The sequence below is a fragment of the Streptomyces sp. NPDC024687 genome (assembly GCF_055559055.1).
Genome location: NZ_JBVHLJ010000002.1, coordinates 46,082 through 66,089, shown reverse-complemented (window position 1 = coordinate 66,089; position 20,008 = coordinate 46,082). Strand labels below are relative to the sequence as shown.

General features: G+C 71.5%; 16 protein-coding genes. 5 read left to right on the top strand and 11 right to left on the bottom strand.

Features of this window, described 5'->3' with window-relative positions; genetic code table 11:
* Nucleotides 1-3 precede the first annotated feature (3 nt).
* From ACZ39I_RS06705 to ACZ39I_RS06695, 3 genes are read right to left on the bottom strand one after another with little or no spacing between them, the layout of a single operon-like run.
* Nucleotides 4-2,121: a xanthine dehydrogenase family protein molybdopterin-binding subunit gene (locus ACZ39I_RS06705; RefSeq protein WP_467243379.1), complete on the bottom strand. Its 2,118-nt coding sequence runs from the start codon at nt 2,119-2,121 to the stop codon at nt 4-6.
* A 10-nt stretch (nt 2,122-2,131) separates the two neighbouring features.
* Nucleotides 2,132-3,124 carry an FAD binding domain-containing protein gene (locus ACZ39I_RS06700; RefSeq protein WP_467243378.1) on the bottom strand — a complete coding sequence of 331 codons (993 nt, stop codon included), beginning with the start codon at nt 3,122-3,124 and terminating at the stop codon, nt 2,132-2,134.
* On the bottom strand, nt 3,121-3,657 hold the full coding sequence (locus tag ACZ39I_RS06695; RefSeq protein ID WP_467243377.1) for a (2Fe-2S)-binding protein: 537 nt from the start codon (nt 3,655-3,657) through the stop codon (nt 3,121-3,123). The genes ACZ39I_RS06700 and ACZ39I_RS06695 overlap by 4 nt, the downstream gene beginning before the upstream one ends.
* A 111-nt stretch (nt 3,658-3,768) precedes the next feature.
* On the opposite strand from ACZ39I_RS06695, the gene ACZ39I_RS06690 reads away from it, so the two are divergent.
* The gene (locus ACZ39I_RS06690) at nt 3,769-4,428 is read left to right on the top strand and encodes a maleylpyruvate isomerase N-terminal domain-containing protein (RefSeq protein WP_467243376.1); all 660 of its coding nucleotides are present in this window, start codon (nt 3,769-3,771) and stop codon (nt 4,426-4,428) included.
* Here the strand turns inward: ACZ39I_RS06690 and ACZ39I_RS06685 are convergent.
* Entirely contained in the window at nt 4,421-5,527 is a 1,107-nt protein-coding gene (locus tag ACZ39I_RS06685; protein WP_467243375.1) for a hypothetical protein, read from the bottom strand. The genes ACZ39I_RS06690 and ACZ39I_RS06685 overlap by 8 nt on opposite strands.
* A 352-nt stretch (nt 5,528-5,879) precedes the next feature.
* Between ACZ39I_RS06685 and ACZ39I_RS06680 the strand changes: the two genes are divergently transcribed.
* A complete protein-coding gene (locus ACZ39I_RS06680) occupies nt 5,880-6,260 on the top strand; it encodes a PadR family transcriptional regulator (protein WP_393598902.1) in 381 nt (126 codons plus the stop codon).
* A complete protein-coding gene (locus ACZ39I_RS06675) occupies nt 6,257-7,267 on the top strand; it encodes a hypothetical protein (RefSeq protein ID WP_467243374.1) in 1,011 nt (336 codons plus the stop codon). The genes ACZ39I_RS06680 and ACZ39I_RS06675 overlap by 4 nt, the downstream gene beginning before the upstream one ends.
* On the opposite strand, the gene ACZ39I_RS06670 is transcribed toward ACZ39I_RS06675, so the two are convergent.
* The 3 genes from ACZ39I_RS06670 to ACZ39I_RS06660 all read right to left on the bottom strand — a co-directional run bounded on the left by ACZ39I_RS06670 (nt 7,251) and on the right by ACZ39I_RS06660 (nt 10,717).
* Nucleotides 7,251-7,745: a lamin tail domain-containing protein gene (locus tag ACZ39I_RS06670; protein WP_352385078.1), complete on the bottom strand. Its 495-nt coding sequence runs from the start codon at nt 7,743-7,745 to the stop codon at nt 7,251-7,253. The genes ACZ39I_RS06675 and ACZ39I_RS06670 overlap by 17 nt on opposite strands.
* 84 nt (nt 7,746-7,829) lie before the next feature.
* On the bottom strand, nt 7,830-9,206 hold the full coding sequence (locus tag ACZ39I_RS06665; RefSeq protein ID WP_467243373.1) for a glycoside hydrolase family 43 protein: 1,377 nt from the start codon (nt 9,204-9,206) through the stop codon (nt 7,830-7,832).
* Between the two features lie 170 nt (nt 9,207-9,376).
* The gene (locus ACZ39I_RS06660) at nt 9,377-10,717 is read right to left on the bottom strand and encodes a jacalin-like lectin (protein WP_467243372.1); all 1,341 of its coding nucleotides are present in this window, start codon (nt 10,715-10,717) and stop codon (nt 9,377-9,379) included.
* Nucleotides 10,718-11,002: 285 nt separating this feature from the next.
* Here ACZ39I_RS06660 and ACZ39I_RS06655 point away from each other — a divergent pair, with 285 nt between their 5' ends.
* Nucleotides 11,003-11,908, top strand: coding sequence for a peptidoglycan-binding domain-containing protein (locus tag ACZ39I_RS06655; protein ID WP_467243371.1), 906 nt, complete (start codon nt 11,003-11,005; stop codon nt 11,906-11,908).
* 10 nt (nt 11,909-11,918) lie between these two features.
* Here ACZ39I_RS06655 and ACZ39I_RS06650 read toward each other — a convergent pair whose 3' ends face one another.
* Nucleotides 11,919-13,304: an alpha/beta hydrolase family protein gene (locus ACZ39I_RS06650; RefSeq protein WP_467244348.1), complete on the bottom strand. Its 1,386-nt coding sequence runs from the start codon at nt 13,302-13,304 to the stop codon at nt 11,919-11,921.
* Between the two features lie 156 nt (nt 13,305-13,460).
* Between ACZ39I_RS06650 and ACZ39I_RS06645 the strand changes: the two genes are divergently transcribed.
* Nucleotides 13,461-14,438: an ABC transporter substrate-binding protein gene (locus ACZ39I_RS06645; RefSeq protein WP_467243370.1), complete on the top strand. Its 978-nt coding sequence runs from the start codon at nt 13,461-13,463 to the stop codon at nt 14,436-14,438.
* Between the two features lie 19 nt (nt 14,439-14,457).
* On the opposite strand, the gene ACZ39I_RS06640 is transcribed toward ACZ39I_RS06645, so the two are convergent.
* The 3 genes from ACZ39I_RS06640 to ACZ39I_RS06630 all read right to left on the bottom strand — a co-directional run bounded on the left by ACZ39I_RS06640 (nt 14,458) and on the right by ACZ39I_RS06630 (nt 19,989).
* A complete protein-coding gene (locus ACZ39I_RS06640) occupies nt 14,458-15,609 on the bottom strand; it encodes an FAD-dependent oxidoreductase (RefSeq protein WP_467243369.1) in 1,152 nt (383 codons plus the stop codon).
* Nucleotides 15,610-15,705: 96 nt separating this feature from the next.
* Nucleotides 15,706-17,070 carry an FAD-dependent oxidoreductase gene (locus ACZ39I_RS06635; RefSeq protein WP_467243368.1) on the bottom strand — a complete coding sequence of 455 codons (1,365 nt, stop codon included), beginning with the start codon at nt 17,068-17,070 and terminating at the stop codon, nt 15,706-15,708.
* 132 nt (nt 17,071-17,202) lie between these two features.
* On the bottom strand, nt 17,203-19,989 hold the full coding sequence (locus ACZ39I_RS06630) for a SpoIIE family protein phosphatase (protein ID WP_467243367.1): 2,787 nt from the start codon (nt 19,987-19,989) through the stop codon (nt 17,203-17,205).
* Between the last annotated feature and the right edge of the window lie 19 nt (nt 19,990-20,008).

Here is a 20,008-nt window from a genome sequence, read left to right as displayed (position 1 = left end):
CCGCTAGGAGCTGCTCCTCGCCCGCAGGCCGCTCAGCACGCGGTCCGGTGTCAGGGGCAGCTCGCGCAGGCGTACGCCGGTGGCGTGGAAGACGGCGTTGCCGATCGCGGCGGCCGTCCCCACGATGCCGATCTCGCCGATGCCCTTGCTGCCCATGGGGTTGAGGCGGCTGTCGTCCTCGTCGATCCAGTGCGCCTCGATGTCGGGCACGTCGGAGTGCGTGGGCACGTGGTACGCGGCCAGATCCGACTCGGTGAAGTCGCCGAACGCGGCGTCCATCGTGCTGCCCTCGGTCAGGGCCATGCCGAGTCCCATGGTCATGCCGCCGACGAACTGGGAGCGCGCGGTACGGGCGTTCAGGATGTGCCCGGCGGCATACACCCCGAGCAGTCGGCGCACCCGGGTCTCGCCGGTGACCGTGTCGACGGTGACCTCGGCGAAGTGGGCGCCGAAGGCGTGCCGGGCGAAGGGGCTGTCGGCGTCGGCCCGGCCGGCCGTGTCGGCCCGGACCTCGATGCCCTCTGCGGGCAGCGGCCCTTCGGCCAGGCGCTCCGCGAGCCGGGCGCACGCCTCGTGCACCGCCCAGCCCCAGGACGCGGTGCCCGACGAGCCGCCGGCCAGTGACGCTGCGGGCAGTTCGCTGCTGCCCACCTCGGTCCGCACGCGGGCGACGGGCACGGCGAGCGCGTCCGCGGCGATCTGCGCGAGCACGGTCCGGGCGCCGGTGCCGATGTCGGTGGCGTTGATACGGACGAGGAAGGTCCCGTCGGGCAGCGCCCGCGCCGCTGCCGTGGACGGCTGCGCCATGACGGGATAGACGGCGGCCGCCACCCCGGATCCCACCAGCAGCGGTCCCTCGGCGCGGGTGCGCGGATGCGGGTCGCGTTCGGCCCAGCGAAAGCGCCGGGCGCCCTCGCGCAGACACTCGACCAGGTGCCTGCTGCTGAAGGGCTTGCCGCTGTCGGGCTCGGTGCCCGGCTCGTTGACGATCCTCAACTCCACCGGGTCCATGCCGAGTTCCGTGGCCAGCTCGTCCATGGCGGACTCCAGGGCGTACATGCCCGGAGCCTCGCCGGGGGCCCGCATCCAGGACGGGGTGGGCACGTCGAGCGGCGCCACGCGGTGCGCCGTACAAGAGTCGGGGGCGGCGTACATCACGCGTGCGGGCACCGCGGCCTGCTCCACGAACTCCTTGACGCGCGAGGTGTGGGTGGTGACCTCGTGGATCAGGGAGGTGAGCCGTCCGTCGAGGTGGGCCCCGAGGCGCAGCCGGTGCAGGGTCGGGGCGCGGTGACCGACGACGGAGGGCAGAAAACGGCGGGGGAGCGCCAGGGTGACGGGCCGTCCGGTGTGCCGGGCCGCCATCGCGGCGAGCACCACGTCCGGACGGGGCGTGCCCTTGGAGCCGAAACCGCCGCCCACGTGCTCGGCGAGAACGGTGACCTGGTCCTCCGGGAGGCCGAACAGCTGGGCCAGGACGGCGCGTACGGCCGTGGAGCCCTGTGTGGAGGTGTGCACCGTGAGCCGGCCGTCGTGCCACTCGGCTGTCGTCGCGTGCGGTTCCATCGGGTGGTTGTGCAGCGGGGGCACCCGGTAGTCGGCGTCGATCCGGACCTGGGCGGACGCGAACGCGCCCTCGGGGTCGCCGTGTTCACGAGTTCCCGGGTATCCGCCGTTGGCCTCCTCGGGGGCGTACGCGTCGGGATGCGTGGTGGTCAGGGTGACGTCGTGGTCCTCCACGGCGTAGTCGACGCGGACGGCGGCGGCACCGGCGCGGGCGGCCTCCAGGGTCTCGCCCACCACCAGGGCGACGAACCAACCCCGGTGCGGGACACGGGAGTCGCGCAGGACGGCGAGCGTGGGGTCCTCCGGCTCGGACAGTTTCGGCGCGTTCTCGGGGGTGAGCACCGTCAAGACCCCGGGCACGTCCAGAGCGGCCGCGGTGTCGATGCCGGTGACCCGGCCCCGGGCGATCGACGCGGGCACGGGCCAGGCGTGCGCGCGGCCGGGAGCGGGCTGTTCGGCGGCGTAGCGGGCGGTGCCGGTGACCTTCTCCCGGCCCTCGCGGCGCTCGACGGGGGCACCAAGGGCGGTGGCGGCGGCTTGCGCAGGGGCGTCCATTGCGTCCTCCTCAGATCCTGGCGGTCGCGGTGAGGCGGGTCAGGACGTCCAGGGCGAGCGAGCGCGCCAGGGGCACCTTGTAGCCGTTGTCCCGCAGCGGCTCGGCGGCGGAGAGCTCCAGGTCGACGGCGTGCTCGAGCGCGGCCGCCGTGGGCGCGGCACCCAGCAGCGCCTGCTCCGCCCGCCGGGCCCGCCAGGGCCGGTGCGCCAGCGCGCCGAAGGCGATCCCGGCATGGTCGACCACCCCGTCCGTCACCCGCACCACGGCGGCCACCGAGGCGAGGGCGAAGGCGTACGACGCCCGGTCCCTGGCCTTGCGATAGGCGGACGGCAGTCCGGCCGGGGCCGCGGGCAGCAGCACTCCGGTGATGAGTTCGCCGGGGAGGATCTCGGTGTCCCGCTCGGGATGTTCCCCCGGCAGCCGGTGGAAGTCGGCCACGGGCACGCTCCGGGCGCCCTCGGTGCCGTACAGCTCCACGCGGGCGTCCAGCGCGGCGAGCGCGACGGCCATGTCCGAGGGGTGCGTGGCGATGCAGTGCGGGGAGTGCCCGAGCACCGCGTGGTCCCGGTGCACGCCCTCGCGTGCGCCGCAACCGCTGCCCGGCGTCCGCTTGTTGCAGGGTTTGGAGAGGTCCTGGAAGTAGGGGCAGCGGGTGCGCTGGAGCAGGTTGCCGCCCGTGGTGGCCGCGTTGCGCAGTTGCCCGGAGGCGCCCGCGAGCAGGGCCTGGGAGAGGGCCGGGTAGCGGTCGCGGACGGCCGGATGGGCCGCCAGGTCGCTGTTGCGGACCGTGGCGCCGACGCGCAGCGAGCCGTCCGGGAGCTCCTGGACCTCGTCCAGGGGCAGCCGGCTGACGTCGACGAGCACTGCCGGCTGTTCGACGCCGAGCTTCATCAGGTCGACCAGGTTGGTGCCGCCGCCGAGGTAGCGGGCGCCGGGTCGGGCGGCGAAGAGCTCGGCCGCCTCTTCGGGGCTGGAGGCCCGTACGTAGTCGAAGGTCTTCACCGGATCACGTCCTCGACCGCGTCGACGATGCGGGGATAGGCGCCGCAGCGGCACAGGTTGCCGCTGAGCCGCTCGCGGATCTCGTCCCGGTCCAGCGGTGCGGGACGGCCGGCGGGCGCGTCGCCGGTGACGTGCGAGGGGTGGCCCGCCGCGGCCTCGTCGAGCATGCCGAGCGCCGAGCAGAGCTGGCCCGGGGTGCAGTAGCCGCACTGGAAGGCGTCGCGGTCCAGGAAGGCCTGTTGCAGGGGATGCAGTTCCTCCCCGTCGCCGAGGCCCTCGACGGTGCGGACCTCGCTGCCGTCCAGGGCGACCGCGAGCAGCAGACAGCTGTTGACCCGGCGCCCGTCCACCAGGACCGTGCAGGCGCCGCACTGACCGTGGTCGCAGCCCTTCCTGGCGCCCCACAGGTCCAGGTCCTCGCGCAGGACGTCGAGCAGGACCCGCCGGTGGTCGACGAGGAGGGTGTGGGGTGTGCCGTTGACCGTGAGCTTCGTCTCCGAGCAGGTGGCACTGTCGTTGTTCTCGCCGCTCATGATGACGGTGACCTTCCGGACGGACCGAGGGGCTGTCCCCCTCGCGTATCCACAGCGGGCCCTTCGACACCTCCCGTCACCCCGCCAAAGGGCCCCGCCTAGGCTGGCGTCATGGACACCGACATGCTGCGCGCCGCCTACGAGGCCTTCGCGGCCGTCGTACGACCGCTCGACGACGAGGAGTCCTGGCGGCCCACCGGCTGCGCGGGCTGGGCGGTGCGCGACCTGGTCTTCCACTGTGCCGGGGACGCCCAGCGGGCCCTGGTCGCCCTGCACACGCCCGCGGCCGGACCGCCCGACCGGGACGCGGTGACCTACTGGCGGGACTGGGCGCCGGACCCGGTCGGCGCGGCGAACGGGCGGCGCTTCGAGCGGGTGAGCGCCAGCATGTTCCCCGACTTCCGCCAGCTGCGCGACCTGTACCTGGAGACCACCGCGGCCACCGTGAACGCCGCTGCCGACGCCCGGCCGGATCTGCGGGTCGCCACCCAGGGCCATGTGCTGACGGCCGGGGACCTCGTGCTCACCCTCGTCGTCGAGGCCACCGTCCACCACCTCGACCTCGTCATCGACCTGCCGGACGCGACCGGCCCCGCACCTGCCGGACTGGCCGCGGTGCGTGCCACCCTCGACGGCCTCCTCGGGCGGCCCCTTCCGCTCGACTGGAGCGACGAGCACTACGCCCGCGCCGCCACCGGACGCACACCGCTCACGGAACCCGAACGCCGTGCCCTCGGCGCGGACGCGGACCGGTTCCCGCTCTTCAGCTGATCTGCCGGTCCGGGTCCTCGTCACGGGCCGGCGGCCGCAGGGTGCCCTTCCAGCGCCCGAACGTCTTGGACAGCTGCTGCAAAGGCGAGGCGGCCTCCGGGTCGGCCCGAGGCTCCGGGGCGTTCTCGCGGTAGATCGCCAGGGCCTCGTTGGCCCGCTCGGCGGCCTCCCGGTACAGGTCCCGGGACTTCGTCATGGCCTCCAGCGCCTCGGCGTACATCGCCACGAGCGCCCGTTCGCGTGCGAGTTCCTCCTCCAGCGTCAGCAGCTGCCACTGCTCCCGCAGCGCGGTCACGGCTGCCTCGGCGCCCTCCGGGAGGGGCTTGGGCATCGCGGCGTAGCGCGTCACGGTCGCGATCAGCTCGGTGGGCTCCGAGCCGTCGAGGAACACATTGCGTACGGAGAAGTCCTGGCCGTCGAAGCCGGGCGGCACCGGCGTCCCGGGCAGCACCACGGCACCGCCGCGCGGCACCTCCACGCCGAACTCCTTCACCGCCCAGTTCAGGACCCGCAGTTGGTGCGGCTGCGCCCGGTGCTCGACCACCCGGTGGCGCAGGCTCGGCGGCAGCATGTCCGCCAGCGGGCGGCGGCCGCTCGCGCCGGGGGTCATGGCCTCGTGGACGACGACATGCACCGCCCAGCTGCCGCGCACGGCCTGCCGGAGCGCTCGCCGTACGTCCTTGTCCTCCTCGGGCAGCATGCTCAGGTCCCTCAGGCGCAGCCCCGTGGCCGCGTCGCGGTCCCAGAAGGCGTCTTCGCCGTCGGGCCAGAACATGGTCGCGGGCGAGGGCCATCGCAGGTCCCACGGCTGCTCGGCCTCGGCCGCCAGCACCCACTCCTGTCCGCCGCTCGACACGGGAGCGAGCGACAGGCGGGCCCGGACGGTCACCTCGTCGGGGACCCGCCAGCGGGCCTCGAAGATCCGCTCCGGGGCGTCCCCGGTCTCGGACGGCTCCTGGAAGTCGTCGAGGGTCGCGTTCTCCTTCAGTCGCTCCAGGTTTCGGCGCAGGACGTCGGCCGCATCGGATCCGAGATGGCGGCCGTGGGCCAGCCAGACGGTGGAAGGTGCCGTGGGGTCTGCCGTGGGAGTGCTTGACATGGGTCCATCTGTGAGAAGGAGTGGTGCGTGCCAGCGCCAAGTATCGTCGCCGCCGGCCCTTGCGGACCAGGCGGGGTCCGGCAGGCGGACACGCCCGGCGTGCGGCGCCCGCCGGTACGGAACGCTCCCCGTGAACTGCCCCGCGCACACGGGGCGCACACGCTTTGCACAGAGCAACCGCGGTTCACTCGTGCCCGGTTCGTGGGCCGGCACGCCAAAATGACCTCTCGAACAGGGCCCGCCCACCATCCGCATTGGGGCGAGCCCTGTTCGTCGTCTCCACCCGCTCGTGTGATTCGGCTGGCTGTATATATCGGCAGCCGATATATTCGTGTTCATGGCACCGAGGAACATGACACAGGCGGCCTTCTTCGTCCTGACCGCCCTCGCCGATCAGCCGCGGCACGGCTACGGCATCCTGCGCGAGGTCGAGGACCTCTCCGAGGGGGCCGTGCAGATGCGCGTCGGCACCCTGTACGGCGTACTGGACCGGCTCACCGCCGACGGACTGATCGTGCTGGACCGCGAGGAGGTGCAGTCGGGCAGGCTCCGCCGTTACTACCGCCTCACCGACGAGGGCACCGCGGCCCTGGCCGCCGAGGCGGAGCGGCTGGCCGCCGGAGCGAGCGCCGCCAAGAAGAGGATCGCCGAGGGACGCCGTACGTCCCAAGGTGCTCCTGGAACCACCGACGTGCCCGCCACGGGGCCCGGACTCGCCGGAGGTCTGGCATGACGACGCTGCTCGAAGCCCGCTATCGCGCGGTTCTGCGCCTGCTGCCCGCCTATTACCGGCGCGAGCGGGAGGAGGAGATGGTCGAGACCTACCTCTGGGACGTCGACCAGGAGACCCAGGAGCAGAGCCGGCCCACCCTCGGGGAGGTGGCGAGCATCGTCGCCCTGGCCGTGCGCAGCAGGCTCGGCGCGGGGGGTGCGCCCCGCCGCTACGCCGTGCTCGGCTCGGCCGTCCGCCTCTTCGCGCTCTTCGCCGTCCTGCTCCAGGCGGCGTCCGCCGTGGCCGACCGGGTCCTGGGGGTGACCTGGGCGTCGACCCGTGGCGGGAGCCAGTGGGACATGTTCACGGACGGCCTTGCGGGCCACGGAGTATGGGCCGGCGCCGGCGCCGGCGCGCTCGCCCAGTGGTTCCTGCCGCTGCAGTGGACGGTCGCCTACGTCGCCCTCCTGCGCGACCACCGCCGCCTCGCCCAGGTCTCCGCGCTCGTGGCGGCCCTGCCGACGCTGTGGCCCCTGGTCGACATCTGGGCCCGTGGCTTCGCCCCGTCGGACTCCGCCTACGTCGTCGCGGCCGCCGTGCTGGCCTGGGCGTCGGCGCTGGCGCTGTGCGCTGCCCACCACCGCGACGCGCCCGTGGCGGCCCTGCCCGCGGGTACGCCCGGCCTGGTCTTCGCCGCCTCCTGCGTGCTGATGGGCGGCTCCGTCGTGGCGCTGCCCGGCGGGGTCGACACCGTCTGGGCGCTCGTCACCTGCTACCTCGTGACGGCCCTCGCCCGGCTGCTGTACCGCGTGCGGGGCGAGCGCCGCGTCCCCGCCGAGGAGGCCGCCGCCCTCGCGGCACTGGGGCTGCTCCTCCTGGCGGTCCGGATCACCGCGGTCTACCCGTGGCTCGATGTCCTGCCCGGAGCGCTGCGCGTGGGTGTCCTGACCCAGGCGGCGGTCCTGATCGCCCTGACCGCCGCGCTCGCCGTCCTGAGCGGACGTGACCTGGTCAGCCGTGGTACGTGATGTACCCGTTGCCGTCCCGGTCGTCGGCCCTCTTGGTGTACGCGTGGGTGTCGGCGTGCGCACCCGAGGGCTTGTAGAGGTAGATCGTGTCCTTGTCGTTGTTCCAGATGAAGTTGCAGTTGTTGCGGTAGACGACGTTGTTCCCGTCGGAATCGGTGCCGTGTCCGCCGCGCAGCTTCACGTAGTCGCCGGGCTGGAGCGTGTGGTTCTTCGTGAACGTGAACTTGTTGGTGCTGGTGGAGTCCCTGACGACGTACCCCTTGAGGTTCACCGTCGCGGTCCGCGAGTAGTTTTTGATCGTCAGATACTCCTCGTCGGTGTTGCCGGTGGCACAGCTGTTGGAGTCCCGGCCCGGGGCGTCGTACTGGACGCCCTTGATCTTCAGCGCCGACGAGTACTCGGCGGCGTGGGCCGGGACCGCGGTCAGCACGGTCAGCGCACCTGCGGCCGCGACGACGGCTATGTGTCCTCTGCGCATGGGAAAAGCCCCCCTGTGAAGGTCTCGTGAAGAAGACCTGGAGCGTATACAACGCGGAGCGCCAAGGGGGGCTTTTCGGTTGAATCAGTAACCTACTCGGAATGTGGCGTCCTGCTTCTCGGTGGTGGTGGAGATGGGGTCGATACGCAGGACGTAGTTGGAGTGGCGGATGTAGCGGGTCGGGTTGTTGTACGAGCGGAAGGAGGCCCAGCTCGCGTCCGCGAGGCCCGCGGTGCGATAGAAGGTCGCGTCACCGGCGAAGGTCGACGTGCCGTCGTTGACGTCGAGCCGGAGGGCGTAGTTGTAGTGCCGCAGGTAGCGGTCGGGGTAGTTGACCGACCGGAAGGACACGCCGGAACTGTCGGCGAGACCCGGGACGAGGGTCCACAGGGAGTCCTTGTACGGCTCGATCGGGTACTCGTCGATGCGGCCCGTGTAATCGGAGTGGCGGACGTAACGGGACGGGAAGTTATAGGACTTGAGCCTGTTCCAGGCCGGTGCGCCCCACTTGGTGAGCAGGTTGTTGTACTCGGCCGTGGTGATCGTTGCGATGCCGCAGTGCTTGGAGTTGACCGGCTGGGTGTAGGTCTTCTGGTCCAGGGGGGTCCAGGTGCCGGTGGCGGGGCTGCTTGACTGCCAGGCGTAGAAGACGCCGTTGGGGGTGTAGGTGTCTCCCCACAGCCACCAGTTTCCGGAGGTGAGGGACTTGACCACGGTGGGGGCTTCGGTCCCGCCGTGAGCCACGCCCGCGCTGTACTCGGTGAAGCTGCCCGGGTTCAGGGTGGTGGATCGGGCGCTCACCAGCGTCTGGTTCTTCTTGAAGAAGAGGTAGTTGTAGCCGCTCACCCCGAGGGCCATGTCGCCGTCGATGACGTCGTAGCCGGGGTCGAAGAAGACCTGCGGGGCCGAGGCGGTGACGAAGTCACTGGTGTAGTTGACCATGATCACGTTGTGGCCGCTGGAGTTGACCGCGGAGTAGATCACCGCGTACTGGCCCCGGCCCGCGTCCCAGAACGCCTCGGGCGCCCAGCTGTGGGTCGTCATGTCGTGCAGCTTCAGGCGCCGGTAGCCGGTGAAGGTGCGCAGGTCGGCGGAGTCCCAGACGTGGATGTACTGGCTGTTGTAGCTCCAGTCGGTGCCCTTGAGGTCGGTGGCGAGCACGACGAAGGTGCCGTCCTGCTTGCGCATGAGGAACGGGTCGCGCAGGCCCAGGGCGCCGGCGGTGGGGGTGACCAGGGGGTTGTTCTGGTTGAGCGGCGTCCAGTTGAGCCCGTCGGGGCTGACGGCCAGGTGGAGCCCGTAGTCGGTGCCGTCGCCGAGGTTGGTCGACTCGGTGAAGTACACCATCGCGTACGCCGAGTCGGCGGCCTGCGCGGTGCCCGCGCCGAGCGTCAGGGCGAGCGGCACGGCGGCCGTCATGCCCAGGAGGCCGCGGCGGGACAGGTGGGGGTTTGCGCTCATCTTGTTCTCCAAGCAGGCGTGCGGGGGCACCTCAAGTGACCGGTATTTCGAACATGGTTCGGTAAATCGGTCAGAAAGTAGGCCCTGGCCGTGGGCGCGTCAATCGTCCTGTCACTCTTTTGTGATTCCTGTGCACCCGGGGCGCTCGGGAGCGCCCCGGGGCGGGTGGGTCAGCGCTGGGTGTAGATGAAGCCGATCTTGTCGACCTCGTCGCCGCCACGGCCGTGGAACCCGGCGATCTGCCAGCCGGTCGGCGCGGTGCGGGTCACGCAGTCGGAGGTGGTGGTGCCGCCGGCCAGGGTGCGGCCGAGGTTGGTCGAGAACTTGGCGTAGAAGATCCGCGTGTGGCCGCTGTACTCACCCTGGCAGAGCTGGGCCGCGGTCACGTACTCCCCGCTGCCCAGGGTGAGGGAGGACGCGGTGCCGCCGGTTCCGCCGTGGGTGAGCGCGGTGCCGTTCGTCAGAGTGAGGCCCAGTTGGTCGACACGGGATCCGGCCCGCAGCGCGACCGTGGTGGCGCGGGCACCGGCGGGGACGGCGGCGATGTCGTTGAAGTAGTCGCCGTGCGGGCCGCCGTACTGCTCGCTGAGCTGGTAGGCGGAGTTGCGCGACCAGGTGAAGCCGACGGTGATCGGGTCGTGGTCGGAGAGCATCAGGTTGTCGCTGGTGAGGAACTTGGCATGCTCGTTGTTGTACGAGGTGGCGTTCAGGGAGACCAGCTTGCTGCTGCGGTAGAGGACCTTGTCGACGACCTCGCAGGTGTTGGGGACGGTGGTGCCGGTCTGGTCGCAGACCAGGGCGTCGCTGCCCTTGGCGGGCGGGGTGCCGCCACGGATCAGCTGGACCCAGGGATCCTTGAGGCCGTTGGCGGCGGCGAACTCGGCGATGGTGTCGCCGGAGCGGGTGTAGCGGGTGTTGGTGTCACCCATGACCACGACGGCGTTGCCGGCGGAGTGGGCCTTGATGAACGCGGTGAGCTGGTTGAGGTTGTCCGCGCGCGAGGCGAGGTCCCCGTCGTTGGTGCCGGCGTTGGTGTGCAGGTTGTAGAAGTCGACGTAGACGCCCTCGGCGAGGCGCTCGCGCATGAAGGTGAAGCCCTTGGGGGTGAGGCAGTCGCCCGAGTCCACCTGGCAGGAGTTCCAGCGAACCCTCTCGAAGTCGTCGGCGTCGTAGGGGATTTTGGACAGGGTGTTCAGGCCGCTGCCGATGCCGGCGCCGCCGCTGGTGGGGGTGCGGTAGGCGTGGTTCGTGTCGCCCGCGTAGAGGTAGGCGTGGTAGTTGAAGTCCTCCTCCACGTGGACGATGTCGTACGGCGCGATCCGCTGGCCGATCGCCGTGGTGCTCGACTCGCGGGGTGTGGACGCGCTGGAGATGGCCGAGGGCAGGCCGGCCACGTTGTAGCTGAGGACGCTGAAGCTGCCCGAGTCGGCGGCCGTGGCGGTCGGGGCAGCCGCGGTGAGTCCGCCGAGGGCGGCGGCGGTCGTCGCCAGAGCAGCGAGGAGTCTGCGCATGGGGGGTGTCTCCTGGAGGAGTGGCACGGGTGAAGGGGCGGGGCGGGAGAGAAGTTACCGCTGGTTACCCCATGTTGTCGCCGTCTTCTGCATGCCCGGATCGTCAAGTTCCCAGCAGCGGACCGGGCGTTGGGCCCCCGTGCCGACCGCCGTTCACCTCTCCTTCACGCGCGGTGGCTGAATCCCGGCCCTATGGCTGCCGTGGTTTCCGAGTGATACGGGGTGTGGAATTTCTGCGCGGCATATCTGTCTACGATATGAAGATCGTAGGGAGAGGGAACGCGTGTGAGTGAACCACCAGTCCTCGTCTGCCCGGAGTGCGGGGCGCCCAGGGCGGCGGACGGCACTCCCTCCTGCACCTGCGCACACCGCGCATCCGAGGCCCACCGCGAGTCCCGTACGGCCGAGGCGGCCGCGGCGGAGGACTTCGACCCGGTGCGCATCCGGCCCTTCGTGGAGGTCGGCGAGGAACCGGCGGACCCGGCCGGAGAGCCGGAACGACCGGCCCCGGCAGGGGACTTGAGTGAGACCGCCCTGGTCCGGGTGGACGAGGGACCGGCATCTCGCGAGGAGCCGTGCGTCCCGTCCCCGGCCGACAGCGCCCCGCACGGCCGCGGGCGGCGGAACCTGATCGTCGCCGGGGCGGGAGCAGCAGTCGCCGTCCTGGTCACGGGCGGCTTCGTCGGCGGGCTCTTCACCTACGACGGCCCTTCACGGGACGGCTCCGTGGCCGGCGGCGTACGCGCGGGCGTGCCGGAAGCGCCCCCGTCGTCGAGCGCTCCCTCCGTCACGGCGTCTTCTCCTACGGCGACCTCGACGCGGTCCTCCGCATCGCCCTCCTCCTCGCCGACCGCAGAGTCCAGTGACAGCGCGTCCCCGACGGTCACCACCACCCCGACCGGCGCCCCGTCGAGCGCCGCCGCCACCGCCACGGTGGGCCCCGGCCCGACGGCGTCGAGCGGCCGGCCTCCTGTCCTCGGCCTCGGTGACCAGGGGCCCGAGGTCGTCGAACTCCAGCTCCGCCTGCGGCAGGTCGGCGTCTACGCCGGGGAGGCCGACGGCGACTTCGACCAGCAGGTCGAGAACGCGGTGCGCACCTACCAGGTCAGCCGCTTCGTCGTCGAGGACGAGCCCGGCGTCTACGGCACGGCGACGCGCGCCGCGCTCGAGTCGGAGACCTCGCAGCCGTGACGGCCTGGGGCTACGTCCGGTGCCCGTCGGAAGGGTGTGCCCGGTCGTAGGGGCGGGGGTAACCGGTCGGCGCGTAGGGGAGATAGCGGGCCGGTGAGGCCGGATCGGCTTCGGTGGCACGGGAGTTGAGTGCGGCGGGATCACTGCGGAGCCAGTGACCGCTGCTGATCCGGTCCTCCACTGCGTGCAGGGCGGCGATCTGCTCGCCGGGACTGAAGGTGCAGTGGCCCGCGTTGTCGACATAGCGCTGCCGCAGCAGTGGAGCCGAGCCCCCGGCTGTGGCGGCCCGGCGGTAGGCGGTCTCGGACTGCACCGGGATCAGTGCGTCGCCGGTGGTGTGGATGTTCAGTTGGGGCTTGGTGAGGCGGCCGGTGAAGGTGCTCGTACGGGTCATCCAGTCGACGGCCTTCCTGTCGGCGCGGGTGCGCGGGGCCTTGTCGAGGGCGTTGAGGTCGGACTTCAGCGAGAGACCGGCCTTCGCGTACAGCTCCTTGACCTCCTTGAGGTAGGGGGAGGTGCGGAGCATGGCGTGGTAGTCCACGCCGGTGTTCCACGACATGTTCCCGCCCGCCCGGGCCTCGGCCTCCTGACGCCACACGAAGGCGGGGAACTTCACCAGCCCGGCAACGGCCTGGTACTGGCCCAACTGCTGGGCGTCCCGGTCGGTGGGCGCGGGCCGGGGCTGTGAAGGGTCGTTCCAGCCGGGGATGTTGTGCAGGGCCGCGGCGAGCGCGATGCGGGCCCGTCCGTCGGCGGTCCCCTGCGCCTCGGTGAGGACAGCCGTCATGTCGTCGGAGGCCCGGGTGGCGGCGGCCGGGCTCTGCAGCCCGGCCAGCGGGATGCCGGAGCCGGGTGCGAGGAGCGTCTTCAGTGCGAAGACCGGGTCCAGCGTGCTGTTCCAGTTGGCGACCCCGCCCTGGACCAGACCGCACATCGACAGGGAACCGGCGAGACGGGACGCGTGGCGTTCCGCGAGGGCGGTCGTGACGAGGCCGCCGTAGGACGTGCCCCAGGCGATGGTGCGCCCCGCGTGTCCGAAGCGGGCGGTGAAGGTGTCGAGGGTGGCGAGCTGGTCGGGCACGGCCTCGGTGACGGCCCAGCCGGTGGTGGCGTACGAGGAACCGATAAGCGCGTAACCCTGCTTCAGGAGCAGGGACTTCGTGGTGTCGTCGGGCGCGTTGCGGGCCGCGTTGGGGACGCCGGGCGGTGTGTAGCCGTGGCTGTAGAGGAGGACCGTGCCGTTCCAGCCGGCCGGCACGTCCATGAGGTAGGTCGCGCCGGACGGCAGCCGGCCCTCGACATGGGCGTCCTCGGCGGCGTGGGCGGCCGGGGTGAGGGGAGCGGCGAGCAGCAGTGCCGCCACGGTGACGAGCGTGCGGGTGCGGATGCTGTGCATCACGAGACGTGGGCTCCTTGGGGGCAGTCCGTATTTTGCTGCGGTCGGGGGGACTGACACCGGCGAAAGTAGGCGTGTACATTGCGGGCGTCAATGATGTGCACAACATCAATGGACGGGTCGTGAGGCGCTCTGACGCCTCGTCAGGAGGGCCCCATGCAAAGGCGTGTGCTCGGACTTGCCGTTGCGGTGGTGACCCTCGCGGGCGCCGCCGGATGCGGATCGTCGAACTCCGGGAGCGGCGGCACATCGTCCGCCGACGGAGCGAAGAAGACCCAGGTCACCGTCGGTGTCATCCCCATCGTCGACGTGGCGCCGCTCTACCTCGGGCAGAAGCAGGGGTTCTTCGCCCGTCGCGGGATCGAGCTGAAGATGGTGACCGCGCAGGGCGGTGCGGCGATCATCCCCGGAGTGGTGAGCGGTCAGTTCCAGTTCGGCTTCAGCAACACCACGTCCCTGATGCTCGCCCAGACCAAGGGCGTTCCCGTGAAGTCCGTGGTCAACGGGGCGGCTTCCAACGGCAAGGTCGGAGCCGACGTCACCGGTGTCCTGGTGAAGAAGGACAGCCCGGTGAAGTCCGCGAAGGACCTGGCCGGGCACACGGTCGCCGTGAACACCCTGCAGAACATCGGGGACACCACGGTCCGCGAGTCGGTGCGCGAGGACGGCGGCGACCCGGCGAAGGTGAAGTTCGTCGAGATCCCCTTCGACCAGATGCCGGCCGCGCTGGACGGCGGTCGCGTGGACGCCGCGTGGATGGGCGAGCCGGCCCAGACCGTGGCCAAGGCGCAGGGCGCCCGGGTCATCGCCTCGCCCTTCGCCGAGACCGACCCGAAGCTCACGGTCGCGACCTGGTTCACCTCGACGAAGATCGCACAGCAGAACCCCGACCTGGTGAAGAAGTTCACCGAAGCCATGACGGAGTCACTGAAGTACGCCTCCGGCCACCCGGACGAGGCCCGGCAGATCCTCACCGTCTACACCAAGATCAGCGGCGATGTGCTGACCAAGCTCATCCTTCCCAGTTGGCCGCCTCAGGTCGACACGGCCTCACTGGAGAAGCTCGCCGCGCTCGGCGAGGAGGACGGCATCTTCGGCGACAAGAAGCCGGACATCCAGGCGCTGTTCTCCTGAGGGGGCAGGGCTCTGAGTTCTAGAGAGGGTGCCGTTCGGCCCAGAGGTCGCCGCCCCATTCCAGGAGCCGGGCGAGGTCCTCGTCTGAGGGGCGGGGCGCGGCCGAAGGGGTGTGAGTGCCCCGGGAGATGTTGCCGCTGACGGTGATGTTGTGCTCCACGCGGGGGCGGCGCAGTCTCTCGTAGAGGCCGAGCGCGGCCTCCGTGTCCGGTGCGTCCCGCAGGGACTTGGCGAGGACGACGGCGTCCTCCAGCGCCATCGAGGCGCCCTGGCCGGTCGCGGGGGAGGCGGCGTGGGCGGCGTCGCCGATGAGCAGGGTCCGTCCTGAGCGCCACGGGGTGCCGGTGGGGATCTCGGTGGCGTTGGTGACCATGAGGTCGTCGCCGGTGGCCGCGACGAGATCCGCGGCCGGCGTGGCGTCCTTGCGCAGCAGCGGCAGCAACAGGGCCCGCCAGTCGGCGGGCGTGCCCTGCGCCAACTCCTCGGCGGGCAGCGGGTCGCCGCTCACCCGGGCGAACCAGTACGCCTCCCCGTCCGGCGACACCGCGTACCCGAAGGCGGCTCCGCTGCTGCGGACCATGGTGATGCAGGCGTCCGTGCCGGGAGGAGACGCGGCGCGCGTGTAGCCGTAGAAGACGTACTGGCCGGCGTAGAAGGGCCGCGTCCCGGGTGAGACCGAGCGTCGTACGGTGGAGTTCAGGCCGTCGGCGCCGATCAGCAGGTCACCGGTCGCGGTGGTGCCGTCGGCGAAGTGCGCGGTGACCCCGTCGGGACCGTCCTCGACGGAGGCGAGCCGTGCGCCGTGCCGGACGGTGATGCCCCGGCGCGCGGCCTCCGCCTGGAGCGCGGTGTTGAGGTCACCGCGGCGCAGGCACCGGTAGTGGAGCAGCGGGTCGGAGGTCTCGCCCATGGGGGCGTGCGCCCGCTCGGTGCCCGTGTCGTCGAGGACCCGCAGTGAGGTCAGCGGGAAGCCGATCGCGGTGACCGCCGCGGAGGCGCCCAACTGGGCGAGGGCGCGCATGCCGTTGCTCGCCAGGGTGAGGAACGCGCCGATGTCCTCGGCCGAGTCGGGATGCGCCTCGTGCACGACGGCCTCGAAGCCCGCTCTGTGCAGCGCCAGAGCCACCGCCGTACCGGCGATACCGCCGCCGATGACCAGTACGCGTGCCACGCCCACCCCGTTCGTCCCGCGTCCGCCCGCACGGTCGTGCGGACACGGAAGGAACGACCGGACGGCGGCGGGGGTTCCGCCGCCGCCCGGCCCCTGTCAGGCGCCGCTCTCGCGCAGCATGTCCTCGCGCTCGACGAGCTTCACGCGCGCGCGGCCCTGCGGCTCGCCCAGCGCCTTCTCGGCGGCGTCCAGCTTGTACCAGCCCTCCCAGGTGGTGAAGCGGACGTTCCGCTCGGCGAGGAACGCGTCCACGGCCTCCGGCTCGGGCGAACCCGGGGTCTGCAGACGCTCGTTGGCGAAGTCGTCCAGGAGGTTCGAGACCGTCTCGTTGGCATCGCCCTTGGTGTGGCCGATGAGACCCACCGGACCACGCCGGATCCAGCCGGTGACGTATGTCGACTGCAGGTGCTCGCCGCTCTCCTGCATGACCCGGCCACCCTCGTCCGGGACCGTGCCCGAGTCGATGTGCCAGGGCAGCTTGGGCAGCTTGTCGGAGAGGTAGCCGACCGCGCGGTAGACCGCGGTGACGTCCCAGTCCTTGAACTCGCCGGTCCCCTTGACGTTGCCGGTGCCGTCGAGGGCGGTGCGCTCGGTGCGCAGACCGACGACCTTGCCGTCCTCGCCGAGGATCTCGGTGGGCGACTCGAAGAAGTGCAGGAACAGCTTGTGCGGACGGTCGCCGACGTCCCGGATCGCCCAGTTCTCCAGGGTCTTGGCGACCATGTCGGCCTGCTTGTTGCCGCGCCGGGTCTCGATCGAGCCCTCGTCGTAGTCGATGTCCTCGGGGTCGACGATGACCTCGATGTTGGGGGAGTGGTCCAGCTCGCGCAGCTCCATCGGGGAGAACTTCGCCTGCGCCGGGCCACGGCGGCCGAAGACGTGGACCTCCAGCGCCTTGTTGGCCTTGAGGCCCTCATAAACGTTCGGCGGGATCTCCGTCGGGAGGAGTTCGTCGGCCGTCTTGGCCAGGATGCGCGCCACGTCGAGCGCGACGTTGCCGACGCCGAGGACGGCGACCTTCTCGGCCTCCAGGGGCCAGGTGCGCGGCACGTCCGGGTGGCCGTCGTACCAGGAGACGAAGTCGGCGGCGCCGTACGAACCGTCGAGCTCGATGCCCGGTATGCGCAGCTCGCGGTCGGCGGTCGCGCCCGTGGAGAAGATCACGGCGTCGTAGAACGCGCGCAGGTCGTCCAGGTTGATGTCGGTCGGGTAGTCCACGTTGCCGAACAGGCGGATCTGCGGCTTGTCGAGCACCTGGTGCAGGGCCGTGATGATGCCCTTGATCCGGGGGTGGTCCGGAGCCACGCCGTAACGGATCAGTCCGAACGGGGCCGGCATCCGCTCGAAGAGGTCGATGGAGACACCCGGTGCCGTGGCCACATCGGACTTGAGCAGCGCGTCGGCGGCGTAGATCCCGGCGGGGCCGGCTCCGACGATGGCTACCCGCAGGGGGCGTGGCATGATCAGGTTCCCTTCGAGCGGCGACAGATCAACTCCAGGGAAGCCTAAGCTAAGGCAAGCCTAAGTCGGTACGCGGGTCCACTCTATGAGCTCATAAGGTCACCTTATGAGTAATCAGGGGCTGGAAGCCGGTCAGGGGAGCTGCTGTTCCGCCCAGATGACCTTGCCCGCCGGGGTGTAGCGGGTGCCCCAGCGGTCGCTGAGCTGGGCGACGAGGAACAGTCCGCGGCCGCCCTCGTCGGTCATGGCCGCGTACCGCAGGTGCGGTGAGGTGCTGCTGCTGTCGTAGACCTCGCAGACCAGGGCGCGGTCGTACAGCACGCGGACGTGGATGAGGTCGCCACCGTAGCGGATCGCGTTGGTGACGAGCTCGCTCAGGATCAGTTCCGTGGTGAACGCGAGGTCGTCCAGGTCCCAGCGGGCGAGCTGCCGGGACACGGTCGCCCGGACGTCGGCGACGGCCGCCGGGTCGCCGGGAACCTGCCACTCGGCGATCCGGTCGGCCGCCAGCGCCCGGGTACGGGCCACTATCAGGGCGATGTCGTCGGTGGCCCGGGTCGGCGGCCGCGCGTCCAGCACGGCCCGGCAGGTGTCCTCGGGCGAGGGGCCGGCCTGCTCCAGTGCGGTGCGGAGCAGCTCCAGGCCCACGTCGATGTCACGCTCCCGGTCCTCCACGAGCCCGTCCGTGTAGAGCACCAGACGGCTGCCCTCGGCGAGTTCCAGGTCGGCCGTCTCGAACGGCAGGCCACCGAGGCCGAGCGGGGGACCGGCGGGCACGTCGGCGTACTCGACACTGCCGTCGGGGTGGATGACGGCGGGCGGCGGATGGCCGGCCCGGGCGACCGTGCACAGTCGGGAGACCGGGTCGTAGACGGCGTACAGACAAGTGGCCCCCGTGACCGGGGAGTTGCCGCTCTCCTCCGCCTCGTCCTGGTCGATCCGGGCCACCAACTCGTCGAGCAGGGCGAGCAGTTCGTCGGGCGGCAGGTCCAGGGCGGAGAAGTTGTGCACCGCCGTGCGCAGCCTGCCCATCGTGGCCGCGGCGTGCAGCCCGTGCCCCACGACGTCACCGACCACGAGCGCCACCCGCGCACCGGACAGCGGGAGCACGTCGAACCAGTCGCCGCCCACCCCGGCCTGTGCGGGCAAGTATTTGTAGGCGATGTCCAGGGCGTCCTGCTCGGGCAGCCGGCGCGGCAGCAGACTGCGCTGGAGGGTCACCGCCATGGTGTGTTCGCGGGTGTAGCGGCGGGCGTTGTCGATGGAGACCGCTGCCCGGGTGACGAGCTCCTCGGCGAGGGCGACCTCTTCGGTGTCGAAGGGCTGGGGCTTGTCCGAGCGCCAGAAGCTGACCGTGCCCAGGACGAGGCTGCCGGCCCGCAGGGGGACGGCGATCAGCGAGTGGATGCCGTACTCGATGACATGGGCGGAGCGCTCCTTGTCCTGCGCGCGCCATCCGGCGGCCTCCGCCAGACGCGCCTCCAGGACGGCCCGGCCGCTGCTGATGCCGCGGGACTGGGGAGCGGAGTCGACCAGGGGAATGCGCTCGCCGACCTTGTACAGCGGGGCGTCCTCGCGGATGCCGCTGAGCGCGGTGCGGCGCAGGGTGGTCGCCGCCTCCGGCTGACCCCCGCTCAGCACCGCGTCGAAGAGGTCGACGGTGGCGAAGTCCGCGAACCTCGGAACGGCGAGCTCGGCCAGTTCCTCGGCGGTGCGGGTCACGTCCAGGCTTGTGCCGATGCCGACCGTGGCGTCGTACAGCATGTCGAGGCGCTCGCGGGCGACCTCGGCGCGTCCGGACAGGGCGCGCAGCTCGGTGGAGTCGCGCAGGGTGGCGACGCTGCCCGGCGGGCCGCCCTGGATGTCGGTGGGCCGCTGGTTGACCGCGAGGAGACGGTCCTTGACCCGGTGCACCTCATCGGTGGCGACGCGCCCGGACGCCAGCAGCCCGGCGATGTCGGCGGGGAGCGCGAGGTCCAGGACGTGCCGGCCCTCGGAGTCGGCGGGCAGGTCGAGCAGCCGGTGGGCCTCGTCGTTGGCGAGCAGCAACCGCCCCTCGCCGCCGACGATCAGCACACCCTCGCGCACGGCGTGCAGCACCGCGTCATGGTGCTCGTACATGCGGGTCATCTCGTGCGGGCCCAGGCCGTGCGTCTGGCGCAGCAGCCGTCGGCTGACCAGCGCCGTGCCCGCCGTGGCCAGGGCGAGCCCCACCGCGGCGGCCAGCAGGAGCAGCGGCACCTGCTGGTCGGCGGTGCCGCCCACCTTGGCGGTGGTGATGCCGGCCGACACCAGCCCCACGACCTTGCCGTCGTCCGCCTTGATCGGGACGACGGCCTGCACGAGCGGCCCGATGGTGCCCGTGATGTCCTCGGTCACCACACGTCCGGCCAGCGCGGGGGCGATGTCCCCGACGAACTTCTTGCCGATGCGGTCCGGCTTGGGGTGCGTGTACCGGATGCCTTCGGTGTCCATGACGACGATGAAGTCCACGTCCGTCGCCCGACGGGCCGCCTCGGCACGCGGCTGGAGCACCGCCGAGGGGTCCGGACTGCTGAGGGCCTCGACGGTGCCCGGGGCGTTGGCGAACGCCTGGGCCACGGCCACCGAACGGTTGCGGGCCTCGATGGTGCTGTCGTGCCGTACCTGGAGCACCAGGGCCACCACCGCGGCCACGACCAGCAGCAGGACGATCACGACCTGGAGGACGAACACCTGTCCGGCCACGCTGCGTCCGCCGACCGCCGCCCGCAGCGCTCCCGGCGGCTGTCGCGTCCGGGCTCCGTCGCGCTCCGCCCGCGTGGGCGAACTGCCCCTCAGCGGGCCCTCGTGGCGGGCGTGGTCGGGTGTCTGCGGTGGGCGGGGACCGCCGGGGCGACGGGCCGTCCCGCCCCCGAAGCGGCCCAGGAGTCGGACCATGTGCCCATGTCTACACTGC